This window comes from Pseudoalteromonas nigrifaciens (assembly GCF_002221505.1).
GTDB lineage: Bacteria > Pseudomonadota > Gammaproteobacteria > Enterobacterales > Alteromonadaceae > Pseudoalteromonas > Pseudoalteromonas nigrifaciens.
This window is the reverse complement of record NZ_CP011036.1, coordinates 3110180-3126181: the sequence shown is the minus strand read 5'-3', so window position 1 is coordinate 3126181 and position 16002 is coordinate 3110180. Positions and strand designations below refer to the sequence as shown.

Below are 16002 nucleotides of genomic sequence, written 5' to 3'. Positions count from 1 at the left end.
CATGAGTATAGAATTACTAATTAATGTCACGCCAAGTGAAAGCCGTGTTGCCCTAATAGAAAACGGTGTTCTACAAGAAATACAATTAGAGCGAATTGGCAATTTAGGGATTGTTGGTAATATTTACTTAGGAAAAATTAGCCGTGTTTTACCCGGCATGCAAGCCGCCTTTGTTGATATAGGCCTTGAAAAAGCTGCATTCTTACACGCCTCAGATATTGTAAATAGCGCCTCTATTGTTGAAGGTGTTGACGATACCCCGATAAAAAAAGTACAAGATATTCGTGAGTTAGTTCGCCAAGGGCAATATATTATGGTGCAAGTGGTAAAGGATCCACTGGGCACTAAAGGCGCGCGTTTAACTACCGACATTACCATACCTTCGCGCTATTTAGTGTTTATGCCCGACGCCACCCACGTTGGCGTAAGCCAGCGTATAGAAACAGAAGAAGAGCGTGGCAGATTAAAGAAAATCGTTGCTGAATACAGCGATGAAAACGGCAGCTTTATTGTGCGAACCGCCGCAGAAGGCGCAAGCGAAGCCGAATTAAGGCACGATGCTGCATTTTTACAAAAATTGTGGCAAAAAGTGGTGTCACGCCGTAAAAAAACCAGTAAAGCCAGTATCTTACATGAAGACTTAACCCTTGCTTTTAGAACGCTACGTGACTATGTGGGCGAAGACATGGAACGCATTAGGGTTGACTCTAAACTAACCTACCAAGAGCTTAAATTATTTACCGAAGAGTTTGTGCCAATTTTGTCGCAAGTGCTTGAATATTATCCGGGTGAGCGCCCCATTTTTGATTTGTTTGATGTTGAAAACGAAATACAAAAAGCGCTGCATCGTAAAGTAACCCTTAAATCGGGTGGCTATTTAATTATCGATCAAACCGAAGCGATGACCACGGTTGATGTTAATACTGGTGCATTTGTTGGTCATCGTAATTTAGAAGAAACCATTTTTAATACCAATGTTGAAGCAACTTCTGCTATTGCGCGCCAGCTTAGGCTGCGTAATTTAGGCGGTATTATTATTATCGATTTTATCGATATGGTAAGTGAAGATCATAAACGCCGCGTAATGCATTCGCTCGAATCGGCGTTAGCAAAAGATCGTGCTAAAGCTAATATTAATGGCTTGTCGGCATTAGGTTTAGTAGAAATGACCCGTAAGCGCACCCGCGAAAGCTTAGAGCATATATTATGTGATGTTTGTCCTGCGTGTTCTGGTCGTGGTTCACAAAAAACAGTAGAAACAGTGTGCTACGAATTACTGCGCGAAATAGTGAGGGTTAATCGTGCTTACGATGCAGATAAGTTTGTGGTTTATGCCGCGCCAGCGGTATGTGAAGCATTACTAAACGATGAATATCATAACTTAGCCGAATTAGAACTATTTATTGGCAAACAGGTCAATATTCAAGTTGAGAGTTTATACAGCCAAGAGCAGTTTGATGTGGTAATGATGTAATGAAAGCAAAAGCGGTCTGTTTTTTTTGTTTTAGAAAGTTATGGCAAACGTGTGCCATAATTTTAGTGTTACTGGCCGTGACTGTTTCTATTTTAAAATATACCCTACCTTATGCAAACGACTATAAAGATAATATAGAAAACTACCTACATACCAAGTTTGATATTAGTTTATCAATCGGCTCTATTTCAGCAAGTTGGCAAGGTAGCGGGCCTGCTTTAGTGCTCGAAAACCTATCATTTAAAGACAACCAAACTGCACCTATTGCACTCACTATAGCTAAAACCAGTTTAGAGCTTAACTTGTGGGAAAGCTTAAAAACGCTGCAATTAAAGTCAAACTACTTTGTAATAAATGGCTTTCATACCAGTATTAAAGTAGCTAATTTATTTGCCAAAAATGAAGGCGAAGTGTCGTTTGAGCAAAAAGAGCTAATAGAAGAGCTATTTTTGGGTGACACAGGCCACTTCGCAATAGAAAACTCCAGCATTAACTTTATTTTAGAAGACGGTACTGAGCGTAAGTTACTGTTAGAGAATATTGCTTGGCAAAATCAAAATAAGCAACATTTAGGTAGCGGTAGCTTAGCATTACCGGGTATTTCGGTGGGAAGTTTTGATGCGCGAATTGCACTCAAAGGCGATACTATTGAAAAAATGGCAGGCGACATGTATGTGCAAGCTAATGAGGTAGATGTATCTAACTGGTTAGCGCAATATATTAATACCGAAAAACAGCAACTGCACAGCAACATAAACTTACAAGCTTGGTTAGAGCTTAATCAAGGTTTAGTGAGTGATGTTAAAGTACAGTGGTTACCTAGTTTTGCACGTTGGGAGTTGGCTGGAGAGAAACAACAGCTGAGCCTAAGCGAAGGGGGATTTCATTTATTTCCTGAACAAAAAAGCTGGCGGTTGAAAAGCACGGGTTTAGCGTTTAATAGTAATGATAAAAGCTGGCCGAGTTTAGAGTTTGAGGCACTGCTGGGTAAGCAAAATAAAATTTGGTTACAGCAAGTTGATATAGCGCTACTTAGCGATTTAGCCGAGCTGACTAACTTTAATAACCTAACGCCATTTTTACAGCGCCAACCTAGTGGGCAAATAAAGCAAGCTTACTTAGACTATACCAATAGTGAGCAATGGCAGCTGTGGTTTGAAGCCGATAATATTGGCTGGCAAGAGCAGCACGCAATACCTGCCGCACAAGAACTGCGAGTTAGTGCTCTGGTTAATCAGCAATACGGGCGAATTACCCTGTTTGGTGAAAATAACAGCCTAATTACCGGTGATAGTTTTAGCCAAAATATAGATTATGAGCAATTAAATATAGAGCTCAATTTAGCCAAGCGCAGTAATGCTTGGCACATTAGTAGTGACAATATTTGGTTTAATAATGATGAAGTTACCTTTGCTGCAGAAATGCAGCTTAGCTTAGGCGACGAACCGCGTTTAGATTTATACGCCGAAGCATTTGCACCCGACGCGAGTATTGCTGGGCATTATTTTCCTTTAAAAGCGATGAGCCCTGAATTAGTTAGCTATTTAAATGGCGCTATAAAAGGCGGTGAAGTGTCAAAAGCACAAGTGCTTTTTGCAGGCCCGCTAACAGGCTTTCCATTTAGTGACGGCTCTGGGCAGTTTGATGTGTTAGCACAAATAGATAACGCCACTTATCAGTTTGATCCCGACTGGCCTGCAGTTACTAACGCCAGCGCCCAGTTACATTTTGCCAACGAGCGCATGGATATTTATAGCCAGCAAGGCAAGTTAGTAAATTTAGCTGTGGGCAGTAGTGTACGCGTTAGCATTAGCGATTTAATGCATGCCGATGAGCTAGTAGTTAAAATAGATAAGCAAGCTGAGCTTGAAAAAATGCACGACTTTTTTGCGGCCACGCCACTTGCCAGCCCGCTTGCTGAAATTTTTAAAATTGTGCAAGGTAAAGGCGAAGCTAGTGCAGATATAGAGCTGTTAATTGGTTCTAAATTTGCTAATGGTGCAAGTGTGAGCGGCAAAGTAAATTTAATAGACTTACCTGTTTATATTGCAACACCAGGCATTGAACTGGATAACTTAAACGGCGAGCTGCATTTTAAAAACAATGAAATAACCCTCACTAATGCCACTGCAACATGGTTGGGCATGCCACTCAATATTAACTATGACAGCAAAAGTATTGAGCAAGATTATCGCGCCAATATAAACATAAAAGCGCAGCTAGATGCCGAGACTCTTATTGCGAGCGGCCAAGGGTTATTAAAAAACTACCTTAGCGGGAAAAGTGCAGCCGATATTGGTTTAGTGCTTAACTTTACCGAACAAGGGTTTGATTATCGTGCGCAAGTAACCTCGTCATTAATTGGTTTAAGCAGTACTTTACCGGGTGACTATGCTAAAAGCAGCGAGCAACCATGGCCACTCAATGCAGTTATTCAAGGCGATAATATATCTAACTTAATTACCGCTAATATAAAGCAGCTATTTTATTTTAACGCCATTTTAGATAACGCCAACACCCACTTTAATAATGCTCATTTTGTTATCGGTAAAAATGATTTAGGGCTTAATAAAAAAGATTTAGCGGTTAGTATTAATTTACCACAAACCGATTTGCTTCCGTGGCTAGAGTTAATTGAGCAAATTATAAATGTATCTAAGCAAGGCTCAGAGCAAGCATCAGCTAGTGTTATGCCACCACTGCATGAAGTACTTGCTAATATAGAAAAACTTAATATTAGTGACGTGCAATTTAATGACTTTGAAATGCGCTTAGCACCTACCCAAAACGATTTATACCTAAAGTTAAATGCTAAAGAGTTGCGTGCAGGGGTGCTAATTCCTATCTCGCAAGCCAGCCAGCCGATTCGAATTAATAGCGATTATTTAAGGGTTAACTTTATTGAACCTGCAAACGTTAAGCCAGTTGCAAGCACAGAAACAGCCGATGACGTAAGCTGGCTTACTCAGCTACCCGCAATAGAATTTGAATGTGGCGACTGTAAGGTGAGTCAGTATCAGTTAGGTAAAGTAAGCGCGTCTTTATTGGGGGATGGTAAGCGGCTTGTTATTTCTGAGTTAGTGGTTGATAAGAACGATCATATTTTACGCACCCATGGGCAGTGGCAAAATGGCCAAACGCAACTCAGCGGTGAGCTTAAAAGTGAGGATATAGGCGCATTATTTAATGAGTTTGACTTAACCACCGCAATTAAAGATTCAAACGCAACCATTAACTATAATCTTGCATGGCAAGCAGCCCCGTATAACCTTGATGTAGCAAGTCTTTCGGGCAATATTGATTGGCGTTTAGGCGAAGGACATTTAACCGAGGTTAGTGATGGTGGCGCGCGGGTGTTCTCGTTACTGAGCCTAGATTCACTAGTGCGTAAATTAAAACTCGATTTTAGAGATGTGTTTTCCAAAGGTTTTTTTTATAACAGCATGCAAGGCACAATGCAGCTTGATAAAGGCATTGCCTACACTCAAGATACTAAAATGGATGGCGTACCAGCCGACTTAACCATTAAAGGTTATGCTAATTTAAATACCCTAGAAATAGACTACGACCTAGCGGTTGCGCCGCAAGTAACCTCCAGCATACCTATAATAGTAGCTTGGATGGTTAACCCCGTTACCGGCCTTGCTGCGCTTGCTATAGATAAAGTGATTCACTCGGCGCGCGTTATTTCCGAAATAAACTTTAAAGTAACCGGTAAAATGAACGACCCGCAAGTACAAGAACTTGACCGTAAAAGTCGTGAAGTAACGCTACCACAAGCGGCGCAAAATCAGCCTCAAGCAGCAACAAAGCTTAAACTAAAAGACGCTGAGGTGAGCGTTACCCAATGAGAAATAGTCAATGAGAAATAGCTAATGAGTGCTACCTTATGAGTGAAGCAATTCCGAGAATTATTGCTCTGCAAATGTGCTCTGGGGTTAATCCTGAGCAAAACATACAAACGCTAGTTAATCAGTTACAACAATTACCCACTACAAGGCCACTATTAGTGTGCTTGCCTGAAGCCTTTTTAGTGTTTTGTAAATCGGGTAACGATACCTTAAAAGTGGCTAAGCATGCAGAGCGTTATAAGCAGCAGTTAAGCGAGCTGTGCCAATTGCATAATATTTGGTTAAGCGCCGGTACTATGCCAGAACCTTATAACGACAATAAATATTACGCCGCGTCGCACTTATTTAATGCCCAAGGTGAGCTCGTTGCCAGCTACAATAAAATGCATTTATTTGATGTAATAGTTGATGATTCAACAGCCAGCTATCGAGAATCAGACTTTACTCAAGCAGGAAATGAAGTTGTTGTTGTCGACTCTCCCTTTGGTAAAATAGGCTTAACAGTATGTTATGATCTGCGTTTTAGTACTTTATATACTCAACTTGTACGCCAAGGTGCAGAAGTTATATTAGTCCCTAGCGCCTTTACGGTAGTGACCGGACAAGCCCATTGGCAACCTTTATTGGCGGCTCGTGCAATAGAAACACAATGTTATGTGATTGCTGCAGCGCAATATGGAGCACATGAAAATGGCCGCCAAACCTATGGCCACAGTATAGTTCTGTCTCCTTGGGGAGATACATTAAGTGAGTTGCCCACGGGTACAGGTTTTATAAGCGCCACGTTAGATTTAAAGCAATTACACAAAATTCGACGAGATATGCCAGTGCAATCTCATCAACGATTTAGAGAGCATTTATTATGAATACGGTTGAACAGCATTTATTACACGACAGCCAGCTAAATCGAGAAGAACTCGAAAAAACGCTCGCCTACATTCATCAACATAAGGTGGATTACGCTGATTTATACTTTCAATCAAGTCACCATGAATCATGGGTACTTGAAGACGGCTTAGTAAAAGAAGGTTCATACAATGTTGAACGAGGCGTAGGTGTACGCGCAGTAAGCGGCGAAAAAACCGGTTTTTCGTACTCAGATGCAATCACCCTTGAAGCACTTAATAAAGCCGCAACTGCAGCGCGTAGTATTGCCGAGGCCGGTGAAAATAAATCAATTCAAGTATTTAGCGATGTAACTGCAAAGCAGCAGTTTGCCCCGCATCAGCCAATTTCAAGTATGAGCGATACCGATAAAGTAAATTTGTTACGAGAGCTTGAAAACTATATTCGTGAACTAGCACCCGACGCAGAGCAAGTAATAAGTTCAATGTCGGCCGTGTACGAAGAAGTACTTATTGCCGCTAGCGACGGTACTTTTGCCACCGATATTCGCCCACTTATTCGTTTAAATTGTTCAGTACTACTTGAAAAAAATGGTCGTCGTGAACGCGGTGGAGCCGGTGGTGGTGCGCGTTTAGATTATGGTTATTTTAAAGAGTTAGTAGAGGGTAAACCACGTTGGATGGAGTTTGCAGAAGAGGCAGTACGCCAAGCAAAGGTAAACCTAGAAGCCATTGATGCGCCAGCAGGAACCATGGAAGTGGTGCTAGGAAATGGCTGGCCAGGTGTATTATTACACGAAGCCGTAGGCCACGGCCTAGAGGGCGATTTTAACCGTAAAGGCGCATCGGCGTTTAGCGGCAAAGTAGGGCAAAAAGTAGCGTCTGAGCTATGTACTGTGGTTGATGATGGCACTATGGCTGATCGTCGTGGCTCACTTAACGTAGACGACGAAGGCACACCTGCGGCCTATAACGTACTTATCGAAAACGGTATTTTAAAAGGCTACATGCAAGATAAAATGAACGCGCGCCTAATGGGCGTTAGCCCAACGGGTAACGCACGTCGTGAATCGTACGCACATTTACCTATGCCACGCATGACCAACACTTACATGTTAGGCGGTGAGCACAGCCAAGCAGATATTATCAGTAGTGTTAAAAAAGGCGTGTTTGCGCCTAATTTTGGTGGCGGACAAGTTGATATAACGTCAGGTAAATTTGTATTTAGCGCATCAGAAGCCTATTTAATCGAAAACGGTAAAATTACCCAACCAATTAAAGGCGCAACCTTAATAGGTAACGGCCCAGAAGTAATGCAGCAAATATCTATGGTAGGTAACGACCTTGCGCTTGATAAAGGCGTTGGCGTGTGCGGTAAAGACGGCCAAAGCGTCCCTGTTGGGGTGGGTCAACCTAGTTTGAAAATAGACAAGTTAACAGTAGGCGGAACAGCTTAATTACTGCTATTTGATTTAATAAAAGATAAAAGCAGCGCAGTGTTTGGACATAAGTAAAGGGTGTTGGCTTGCGATCACTAAGTGTGTGCTTTAAATAAGCTGGTATATAAACCTAAACATGGTTTGTATTTTGAGCTGAACCCTATTCACGGCTGCGCTTATCGTAGCCGTGTTTTTAATTACATGGTAGAATTTGCGCAATTTTTTGCAGCAAACAAAGTAGCACAGCAATGATCTTAGATGATATTCGCGTTGTTTTAGTTAACACATCACACTCAGGTAATATTGGCTCGGCGGCTCGCGCCATGAAAACCATGGGCTTATCAAAGCTTTATTTAGTCGACCCAGCGTGTGAAATCGACAGCCATGCCAGTGCATTAGCCGCTGGAGCAAGTGATGTTTTAGGTAATGCTGTGATTGTTGATACTGTTGCTGATGCAATTGCCGATTGCGCGTTAACTATTGGCACGAGTGCGCGCTCTCGCACACTATCTTGGCCTATGGTTGAACCACGTGAATGTGGTGAAAAGCTAGTAAGCGAAGCAGTTAATGGCCCGGTTGCTTTGGTGTTTGGTCGTGAAAATAGCGGCTTGAGCAACGATGAATTACAGCTTTGCAATTATCATGTATGTATTCCGGCAAATCCAGAGTACAGCTCGCTTAATTTAGCTATGGCAGTGCAAACATTATGCTACGAAACGCGAATGGCGTTTTTAAATCAGCAACCTAAAATAGCCGAAGAAGATGACACCGTTTACCCTAGCTCAAAACAAACTGAGTTATTTTACGGGCATCTTGAAGAGACACTGTTTAATACTGGGTTTATCATTAAGCAGCACCCAGGCATGGTTATGACCAAGTTACGTCGTATGTTTAATCGTGCTCGCCCTGAAGATGCTGAAATGAACATTTTACGTGGTATTTTAACCTCTATAAATAAGTCGATACCTAAATAATAATGGTTATAGCAATTAGTTATAACAAGCTACGATTAAATAACGCGCTAATACTTGACTAAATTACTCAGGTAATTACAATAGGACGTAATACTTGAGTAAAACACTCAGGTATTACGTGTTTAGCTAAGAACTGGTTTTAAGTTTTAATACTTGACTAATTTACTCTGGTAATTAAAATTTGCACTCTTTTGTGCGGAGGGCGTTATGAAGTTAACATCAAAAGGCAGGTATGCCGTTACAGCTATGCTGGATGTTGCACTGCACACAGGTGTAGGTCCTGTTGCCCTTGCTGATATTTCACAGCGACAAGAAATTTCTTTGTCTTACCTTGAACAGTTGTTTGCCCGTTTACGTAAAAACGGTTTGGTAAGCTCTGTTCGCGGCCCTGGCGGTGGTTATTTATTGGGGCGTAAAGCGGACGCTATTTCTGTTGGTGATGTGATAAATGCAGTAGATGAGTCAGTTGATGCAACACGTTGCCAAAAAAGTGATATAGGTTGCCAAAGTGGTATGCGCTGTTTAACTCACAATTTGTGGTCAGAATTAAGCGCACGAATAGAAGAATTTTTAGATAATATTACCCTTGCTGAATTGGTAGAGAAATCTGATGTGAAAGAAATCGCATTACGCCAAGATAACAGTGTTAATGATGCAATTAAGCAGTTGGAAAATATTCAAGTAAGCTGTCAACTTTAAGGTTGACCTGCAGCGGAGAGAGAAATGAAGTTACCGATTTATTTAGATTACGCAGCAACCACGCCTGTTGACGAACGTGTTGCCAAAGAAATGATGCAATGCCTGACAATGGACGGTAATTTTGGAAATCCTGCGTCACGTTCACATAGGTTTGGTTGGCAAGCTGAAGAAGTGGTCGATCAAGCGCGTACCGATGTTGCTGATTTAATTAATGCAGACCCACGTGAAATTGTTTTCACTTCGGGTGCAACTGAATCAAATAACCTAGCAATAAAAGGCGCTGCACAGTTTTACAAAAAGAAAGGTAAGCATATTATTACCGCTAAAACTGAGCACAAAGCTGTAATCGACACGTGTCGTGAGCTTGAGCGTCAAGGTTTTGAAGTAACCTATATGGACGTTGAAGAAAACGGCCTACTTGATTTACAAAAACTTGCCGACACTATGCGCGACGACACCGTACTTGTAAGCATCATGCATGTTAATAACGAGCTAGGTGTAATTCAAGATATCGCTACTATTGGCGAAATGTGTCGCGAACGTAAAATTATGTTCCACGTAGATGCAGCGCAAAGCGCAGGTAAAGTATTAATTGACGTACAACAGCTTAAAGTTGATTTTATGTCGTTCTCAGGCCACAAAGTATATGGTCCTAAAGGTGTTGGTGCACTTTACGTTCGTCGTAAACCGCGCGCTCGCCTAGAAGCACAAATGCATGGTGGCGGTCACGAACGTGGTATGCGCTCTGGCACACTTGCTACGCATCAGTTAGTGGGTATGGGGACAGCGTTTAGAGTTGCTAAGCAAGATTTCGAAAAAGACCATGCACATATAAGCGCCCTACGTAAGCGCTTAATTGACGGTATTATGAGTGATATGGAAGAAGTGTACTTTAACGGTACACAAGACCAATCAGTACCAGGCATTGTAAATATCAGCTTTAACTTTGTTGAAGGTGAGTCGTTACTAATGGCAGTAAAAGACATTGCAGTATCGTCAGGTTCAGCCTGTACGTCAGCAAGCTTAGAGCCTTCTTATGTTTTACGTGCACTTGGCCGTAACGACGAATTAGCACATAGCTCAATTCGTTTTAGTATTGGTCGTTTTACCACCGAAGAAGAGATTGATTACACCGTTGAATTAATGAAAAACTCTATCGGTCGCCTACGTGAAATGTCTCCACTTTGGGAGATGCATCAAGAAGGTATTGATTTAGATTCAGTTGAATGGGCTCACCACTAATAATAGTGCGAGTACATACCTAGCAGGTAGTGAGGATAGAATTATGGCTTACAGTGATAAAGTAATCGACCACGTAGAAAACCCACGTAACGTAGGTGTTTTAGACAAAAATGATCCGTCAGTGGCAACGGGTATGGTAGGCGCACCAGCATGTGGTGACGTAATGAAGTTACAAATTAAAGTATCTGCCGATGGTATTATCGAAGATGCAAAATTTAAAACGTATGGTTGTGGTAGTGCAATTGCTTCATCTTCACTGGTAACAGAGTGGGTTAAAGGCAAAACACTAGAGCAAGCAGCGACTATTAAAAATACTGATATAAGTGCAGAGCTAGAGTTACCACCAGTGAAAATTCACTGTTCAATTTTAGCCGAAGATGCAATTCAAGCAGCAATTGCAAATTATAAAAGTAAACAAGCGAAGTAAGAGAGTTCCATGGCAGTGACATTGACAGATGCGGCAGCAAACCGCGTACAATCATTTTTAGCAAATCGCGGTAAAGGTTTAGGCCTGCGCGTTGGCATTAAAACGACGGGCTGTTCAGGTCTTGCCTATGTACTTGAGTTTGTTGACGAGCTAAACGACGACGACGAAACATTTGTAGCAAAAGGCGTTACCTTAATTGTTGATGCTAAAAGCTTAGTTTACATTGACGGCACGCAGCTCGATTACACTAAAGAAGGCTTGAATGAAGGGTTTAAATTTACTAACCCTAATCAAGCTGACGAGTGTGGTTGTGGCGAAAGCTTTACCGTTTAAATTTAAACGTGTTTTGAATACCTAAGTTACTTGGGTATAAAACAAGCCCTGCCAATAAACGTAGGGCTTTGTTATTTTTGAAATTAATTTCTGAATATTATTGGTTGAAGTTATGCGCTATTTTGAGTTATTTGCAATACCAGTTGACTACAATATTGATTTAGTAATAGTTAACAAGCACTACTTAGAGCTACAGCGTGCAGTGCACCCCGATCGCCATGCCAACGCCAGCAGTCGCGATAAATTAATGGCCGTGCAAAGCGCCGCAGAAATTAACGACGCACTACAAATATTAAAGCACCCAGTAAAGCGTGCCGAATATATGTTAAGTGAGTTGGGTGTCGATATTCGTGCTGAGCAACAAACCTTGCAAGATCCGGCATTTTTAATGCAGCAAATGGAACTTCGCGAAGAGTTAGAAGAGCTAACGTCAGCGAGCGATCCTGACACTGCAATCGCTAATTTTGAAAAGCAAATCAAGCAACTTAACGAACAATACAGTGCACAACTTGCACAGCAATTAGCAAGTAACGACGAGCAGCAATACCAAGCTGCTGCAGATAATGTTCGTAAACTAAAATTTGTTTATAAACTACGTGACGAACTAGAGCGTATTGAAGACAGTTTATTTGATGACTAATCACCTAACTTGCTAATTTATAAAGCAAGGTAAAGCGAGTTTAAAAAATATTATGGCATTATTGCAAATTGCTGAGCCGGGGCAGAGCGCGGCACCACATGAACATAAACTAGCCATAGGTATTGACCTAGGTACAACTAACTCATTGGTAGCCACGGTACAAAGTGGCGAAGCACGCACCTTAACAGATGACTTAGGTGAAGCAATGCTTCCTTCGGTAGTGCGCTATCAGGCGGGTGGGATCACTGTAGGCAGCGAAGCTGTAAAATCAGCAACGCAAGATCCCGTTAATACGCTAATTTCAGTTAAGCGCTTTTTAGGTAAAACCCAAGCAGAAATAGAACAAAGCTATGGGCAACTACCGTATCAATTTTGTCAGCACGATGGTGCACTTGCCATAGAAACAGCTGCTGGAAAAATCAGCCCAGTTAAAGCATCTAGCCATATTTTAGCTGCATTAAAAGCCCGTGCAGAACAAAGCTTTGGTAATCAAGAAATATTAGGTGCAGTTATTACTGTACCGGCATACTTTGATGACGCTCAGCGCCAAAGTACAAAAGATGCCGCTGAACTTGCAGGTATTAACGTACTGCGATTATTAAACGAGCCAACGGCAGCCGCTGTTGCTTATGGTTTAGACTCGGGTCAAGAAGGTATTATTGCTGTTTACGATTTAGGCGGTGGCACCTTCGATATATCAATTTTGCGCTTGCACCAAGGTGTATTTGAAGTATTAGCTACCGGTGGCGATTCAAGCCTAGGCGGCGATGACTTTGACTCACTGATTGTTGATTACTTAAAGCAGCAAACGGGTGTAACCACTTTATCTCCAGCGGTGCTGCGCTTATTTATTAATAAAGCTAAAGCCTGTAAAGAAGCATTAAGCCAATACTCAACTGTTAATGTTGGGCTTGAGTTTGATGATGAGAAACACATGGTTGAAGTGACCCGCGAAAAACTTGACGAGCTTGCGATACCACTCGTTAAAAAAACGCTTCGTTCTTGTCGCCGTGCTGTAAAAGATGCTGGTATTGAGAACGAAGAAGTGCTGCAAGTAATTATGGTGGGTGGCTCTACTCGCATGCCATTAGTTCGCAGCCAAGTTAGTGAGTTTTTTAATAAAGAAGCATTAACGTCAATTGATCCCGATCGCGTTGTAGCGTTAGGCGCTGCGTTGCAAGCAGACGTGTTAATAGGTAATAAACCTGATTCAGATATGTTGTTACTTGATGTATTACCACTATCGCTAGGTCTTGAAACTATGGGTGGCTTGGTGGAAAAAATTATTCCACGTAATACCACTATTCCAGTAGCACGTGCCCAAGAGTTTACTACTTTTAAAGATGGCCAAACAGCCATGTCGTTGCACGTACTACAAGGTGAGCGCGAATTGGTAGACGATTGTCGCTCTCTTGCTAAGTTTAGTTTAAAAGGTATTCCGCCAATGACTGCGGGTGCTGCACATATTCGGGTTACGTTTAAAGTAGACGCCGATGGTTTACTTAGCGTATCGGCAATGGAAAAATCGACAGGCGTACAAGCAGATATTCAAGTTAAACCGTCATTTGGTTTATCAGACGACCAAGTATCTAATATGCTAAAAGAGTCAATGAGCAACGCTAAAGGCGATATGCAAGCGCGTATGCTCAAAGAGCAACAAGTAGAAGCACTACGTGTAATTGAAGCACTAGAGGCATCACTTGCGAGTGACAGTGGTTTACTTGACGAAGCGCAACTAGCATATTTACGAGCTGAAATTGCAGAGTTGGTAAAAGTGCGTGAGAATGCGCAGCAACCAAACGAGATTAAAACCGCGATTGAAAAAATGGATAACGCCAGCAGCGATTTTGCCGCACGCAGAATGGATGCATCAATTAAAAAAGTTCTTACTGGGCAGTCAGTAGACAATATTTAAGAGAGATTAGAATGCCACAAATTATTTTTCTTCCCCATCCAGAATTGTGTCCAGATGGCGCTGCAATTGAAGCACCTAGTGGTCAAACGGTTCTTGATGTTGCCCTTAAAAATGGCATTAGCATTGCTCACGCATGTGAAAAGTCATGTGCGTGTACCACGTGCCATTTAGTGATCCGCGAAGGCTTTGATTCGCTAGAAGAAAGCGACGAGTTAGAAGACGATATGCTTGATAAAGCATGGGGCTTAGAGCCAGAGTCGCGCTTAGGTTGCCAAGCAATTATTAGAGATGAAGACCTAGTGGTTGAAATACCTAAGTATAACGTTAATATAGTTAATGAAGAGCACTAGCTTTTAACGATTAATATAATAAAAGCCGCTGTTTAATACAGCGGCTTTTTTGTTTGCAAACCGTAGGCAAGAGTTTATCTCGCGCACACAAAGCGCGGCATAAAACCCCGACTTGTATCTACATAGTGTTACCCGTAGGCGGGAGTTTACCTCGCGCAGATTTATCTAAAAAGTTAGCCTTGGCTCTATGTCACGCATTAAAAGCTAACACCTTAAACGTAATTTGGAGGTTTATTTTGAGTAATCTTATTTTTTCTGACTCGTTTATTAATGGTGAATTTTATAAAACAGACACACACTTTAGTGTTGATGATCCTGCTACCGAAAAAAGCATTGTTGATGTAAGCGATATTGATGAGCAGGGTGTAAATAATGCAATAGTTGCTGCTCAAAGCGCATTTGTTAAATTAAAAGCAACCAATGCTACGCAGCGAAGCGAAACCTTGATGCGCTGGTATGAGCTAGTTATAAAACACAAGCAAACGCTTGCAGAGTTAATGACCAAAGAGCAAGGTAAACCACTTAAAGAAGCATTGGGCGAAATTGATTACGGCGCAGGCTTTATAAAATGGTTTGCCGAGGAAGCTAAGCGCAGCTATGGCGATGTTATACCTGCTACCGACAATAGCCATAGATTAACCAGCTTTAAGCAGGCTGTAGGAGTTGTTGCAGGGATCACGCCATGGAATTTTCCTGTTGCTATGATTACGCGTAAAGTTGCCCCCGCCTATGCAGCCGGTTGTAGTTTTATATTAAAACCTTCAGAGCACACCCCATTATGCGCTATTGCACTTGCTTATTTAGCCGATCAAGCAGGGTTTGAAAAAGGGGCATTTAACGTCTTAGTATCGCAAAATGCTAAAAAAGTAGGAAAAATACTAACCGACTCTGAGATAGTGCGTAAGTTTACTTTTACCGGATCAACGGGGGTAGGCAAGCAGTTATTAGCGCAATGCGCAGGTACTATTAAGCGCACTTCTATGGAGCTTGGAGGAAACGCACCTTTCATTATTTTTGATAATGCAGACCTCGATGCAGCTATTGAGGGGTTAATGGCTGCTAAGTTTAGAAATAGTGGGCAAGCTTGTGTTGCTGCAAACCGTATCTTTATTCAGCGTAATATTATTGATGCGGTACTAAATAAACTAACCCCTAAGGTGGCTGCTTTAAAAGTCGGTAATGGCTTTACAGCAGATGTTGATATCGGCCCGCTTATTTACCCTAAGGCAAAAGAAAAAGTACAGCAGCTAGTACAAGACGCACTAGATAAAGGGGCAGTATTGATTGGTGATAACAGTGATTTAGGTGGCAGCTTTCAAAACCCGTTGATTGTAAATAACGTCACTACCGACATGGATATTTACCATGAAGAAGTATTTGGCCCAGTATTAACAATTATTCCTTTTGATGATGAAAGCGAAGTACTTACCCTAGCAAACGACGTACCTTACGGCTTAGCCGCTTATTTTTACAGCCAAAATATTAAGCAGGTTTATCGCATTAGCGAAGGTCTTGAGTTTGGCATGATTGGTGTAAACGAAGGCGTTATTTCTAACCCTGTAGCGCCATTTGGTGGTGTTAAGCAATCGGGCCTTGGCCGTGAAGGGGGGCACCAAGGGTTAAATGAGTACCTAGAAGAAAAATACGTGTGTATTAAAATTTAAACCGTTTATATGCTCTTGGCGGCTTGCAGTAAAACAACTTCAAGGCGCTGTACAAATACATTGAGCAATTTATTTTAGGCAAAGAAAAGCGCGCTCTATCTCTAGGCGCGCTTGCGGAATCTTCTAATTTTCTGCATCCTGCAATTGAA

General features: G+C 41.8%; 13 protein-coding genes. All 13 read left to right on the top strand.

The window, feature by feature from the left end:
• Window position 1 precedes the first annotated feature (1 nt).
• The 13 genes from rng (at window position 2) to PNIG_RS14745 (ending at window position 15853) form a co-directional block, all read left to right on the top strand.
• Entirely contained in the window at window positions 2–1474 is a 1473-nt protein-coding gene (gene rng, locus PNIG_RS14805; RefSeq protein WP_011329323.1) for a ribonuclease G, read from the top strand.
• Window positions 1474–5325 carry a YhdP family protein gene (locus PNIG_RS14800; RefSeq protein ID WP_089368783.1) on the top strand — a complete coding sequence of 1284 codons (3852 nt, stop codon included), beginning with the start codon at window positions 1474–1476 and terminating at the stop codon, window positions 5323–5325. Before rng ends, PNIG_RS14800 begins: the two co-directional genes overlap by 1 nt.
• A 38-nt stretch (window positions 5326–5363) precedes the next feature.
• Window positions 5364–6191, top strand: coding sequence for a carbon-nitrogen hydrolase family protein (locus tag PNIG_RS14795; RefSeq protein ID WP_089368782.1), 828 nt, complete (start codon window positions 5364–5366; stop codon window positions 6189–6191).
• Window positions 6188–7627 (top strand): metalloprotease TldD, encoded by a 1440-nt coding sequence (tldD, locus tag PNIG_RS14790; RefSeq protein WP_011329320.1) that lies wholly within the window; start codon window positions 6188–6190, stop codon window positions 7625–7627. The genes PNIG_RS14795 and tldD overlap by 4 nt, the downstream gene beginning before the upstream one ends.
• A 230-nt stretch (window positions 7628–7857) precedes the next feature.
• Window positions 7858–8583, top strand: coding sequence for a tRNA (cytosine(32)/uridine(32)-2'-O)-methyltransferase TrmJ (trmJ, locus tag PNIG_RS14785; protein ID WP_011329318.1), 726 nt, complete (start codon window positions 7858–7860; stop codon window positions 8581–8583).
• Window positions 8584–8790: 207 nt separating this feature from the next.
• Entirely contained in the window at window positions 8791–9282 is a 492-nt protein-coding gene (gene iscR, locus PNIG_RS14780; protein ID WP_011329317.1) for a Fe-S cluster assembly transcriptional regulator IscR, read from the top strand.
• 24 nt (window positions 9283–9306) lie between these two features.
• Window positions 9307–10524: an IscS subfamily cysteine desulfurase gene (locus PNIG_RS14775; protein ID WP_011329316.1), complete on the top strand. Its 1218-nt coding sequence runs from the start codon at window positions 9307–9309 to the stop codon at window positions 10522–10524.
• Between the two features lie 43 nt (window positions 10525–10567).
• Window positions 10568–10951, top strand: a complete 384-nt coding sequence (gene iscU / locus PNIG_RS14770; protein WP_011329315.1) for a Fe-S cluster assembly scaffold IscU — start codon at window positions 10568–10570, stop codon at window positions 10949–10951.
• Between the two features lie 9 nt (window positions 10952–10960).
• Window positions 10961–11284 carry an iron-sulfur cluster assembly protein IscA gene (gene iscA, locus PNIG_RS14765; RefSeq protein ID WP_011329314.1) on the top strand — a complete coding sequence of 108 codons (324 nt, stop codon included), beginning with the start codon at window positions 10961–10963 and terminating at the stop codon, window positions 11282–11284.
• Between the two features lie 112 nt (window positions 11285–11396).
• Window positions 11397–11924: a co-chaperone HscB gene (hscB, locus tag PNIG_RS14760; protein WP_041454584.1), complete on the top strand. Its 528-nt coding sequence runs from the start codon at window positions 11397–11399 to the stop codon at window positions 11922–11924.
• Window positions 11925–11976: 52 nt separating this feature from the next.
• Window positions 11977–13839, top strand: coding sequence for a Fe-S protein assembly chaperone HscA (gene hscA / locus PNIG_RS14755; RefSeq protein WP_011329312.1), 1863 nt, complete (start codon window positions 11977–11979; stop codon window positions 13837–13839).
• An 11-nt stretch (window positions 13840–13850) separates the two neighbouring features.
• The gene (fdx, locus tag PNIG_RS14750; protein WP_011329311.1) at window positions 13851–14189 is read left to right on the top strand and encodes an ISC system 2Fe-2S type ferredoxin; all 339 of its coding nucleotides are present in this window, start codon (window positions 13851–13853) and stop codon (window positions 14187–14189) included.
• Window positions 14190–14425: 236 nt separating this feature from the next.
• The gene (locus tag PNIG_RS14745) at window positions 14426–15853 is read left to right on the top strand and encodes an NAD-dependent succinate-semialdehyde dehydrogenase (RefSeq protein WP_011329310.1); all 1428 of its coding nucleotides are present in this window, start codon (window positions 14426–14428) and stop codon (window positions 15851–15853) included.
• The last annotated feature ends 149 nt before the right edge of the window (window positions 15854–16002 follow it).

Bases quoted from the DNA above. Each gene is read 5' to 3' on its own strand.
- hscA (WP_011329312.1), top strand. From the start codon at position 11,977: ATGGCATTATTGCAAATTGCTGAGCCGGGGCAGAGCGCGGCACCACAT.
- PNIG_RS14775 (WP_011329316.1), top strand. From the start codon at position 9,307: ATGAAGTTACCGATTTATTTAGATTACGCAGCAACCACGCCTGTTGAC.
- rng (WP_011329323.1), top strand. From the start codon at position 2: ATGAGTATAGAATTACTAATTAATGTCACGCCAAGTGAAAGCCGTGTT.
- PNIG_RS14800 (WP_089368783.1), top strand. From the start codon at position 1,474: ATGAAAGCAAAAGCGGTCTGTTTTTTTTGTTTTAGAAAGTTATGGCAA.
- trmJ (WP_011329318.1), top strand. From the start codon at position 7,858: ATGATCTTAGATGATATTCGCGTTGTTTTAGTTAACACATCACACTCA.
- tldD (WP_011329320.1), top strand. From the start codon at position 6,188: ATGAATACGGTTGAACAGCATTTATTACACGACAGCCAGCTAAATCGA.
- PNIG_RS14795 (WP_089368782.1), top strand. From the start codon at position 5,364: ATGAGTGAAGCAATTCCGAGAATTATTGCTCTGCAAATGTGCTCTGGG.
- hscB (WP_041454584.1), top strand. From the start codon at position 11,397: ATGCGCTATTTTGAGTTATTTGCAATACCAGTTGACTACAATATTGAT.
- iscA (WP_011329314.1), top strand. From the start codon at position 10,961: ATGGCAGTGACATTGACAGATGCGGCAGCAAACCGCGTACAATCATTT.
- fdx (WP_011329311.1), top strand. From the start codon at position 13,851: ATGCCACAAATTATTTTTCTTCCCCATCCAGAATTGTGTCCAGATGGC.
- iscU (WP_011329315.1), top strand. From the start codon at position 10,568: ATGGCTTACAGTGATAAAGTAATCGACCACGTAGAAAACCCACGTAAC.
- iscR (WP_011329317.1), top strand. From the start codon at position 8,791: ATGAAGTTAACATCAAAAGGCAGGTATGCCGTTACAGCTATGCTGGAT.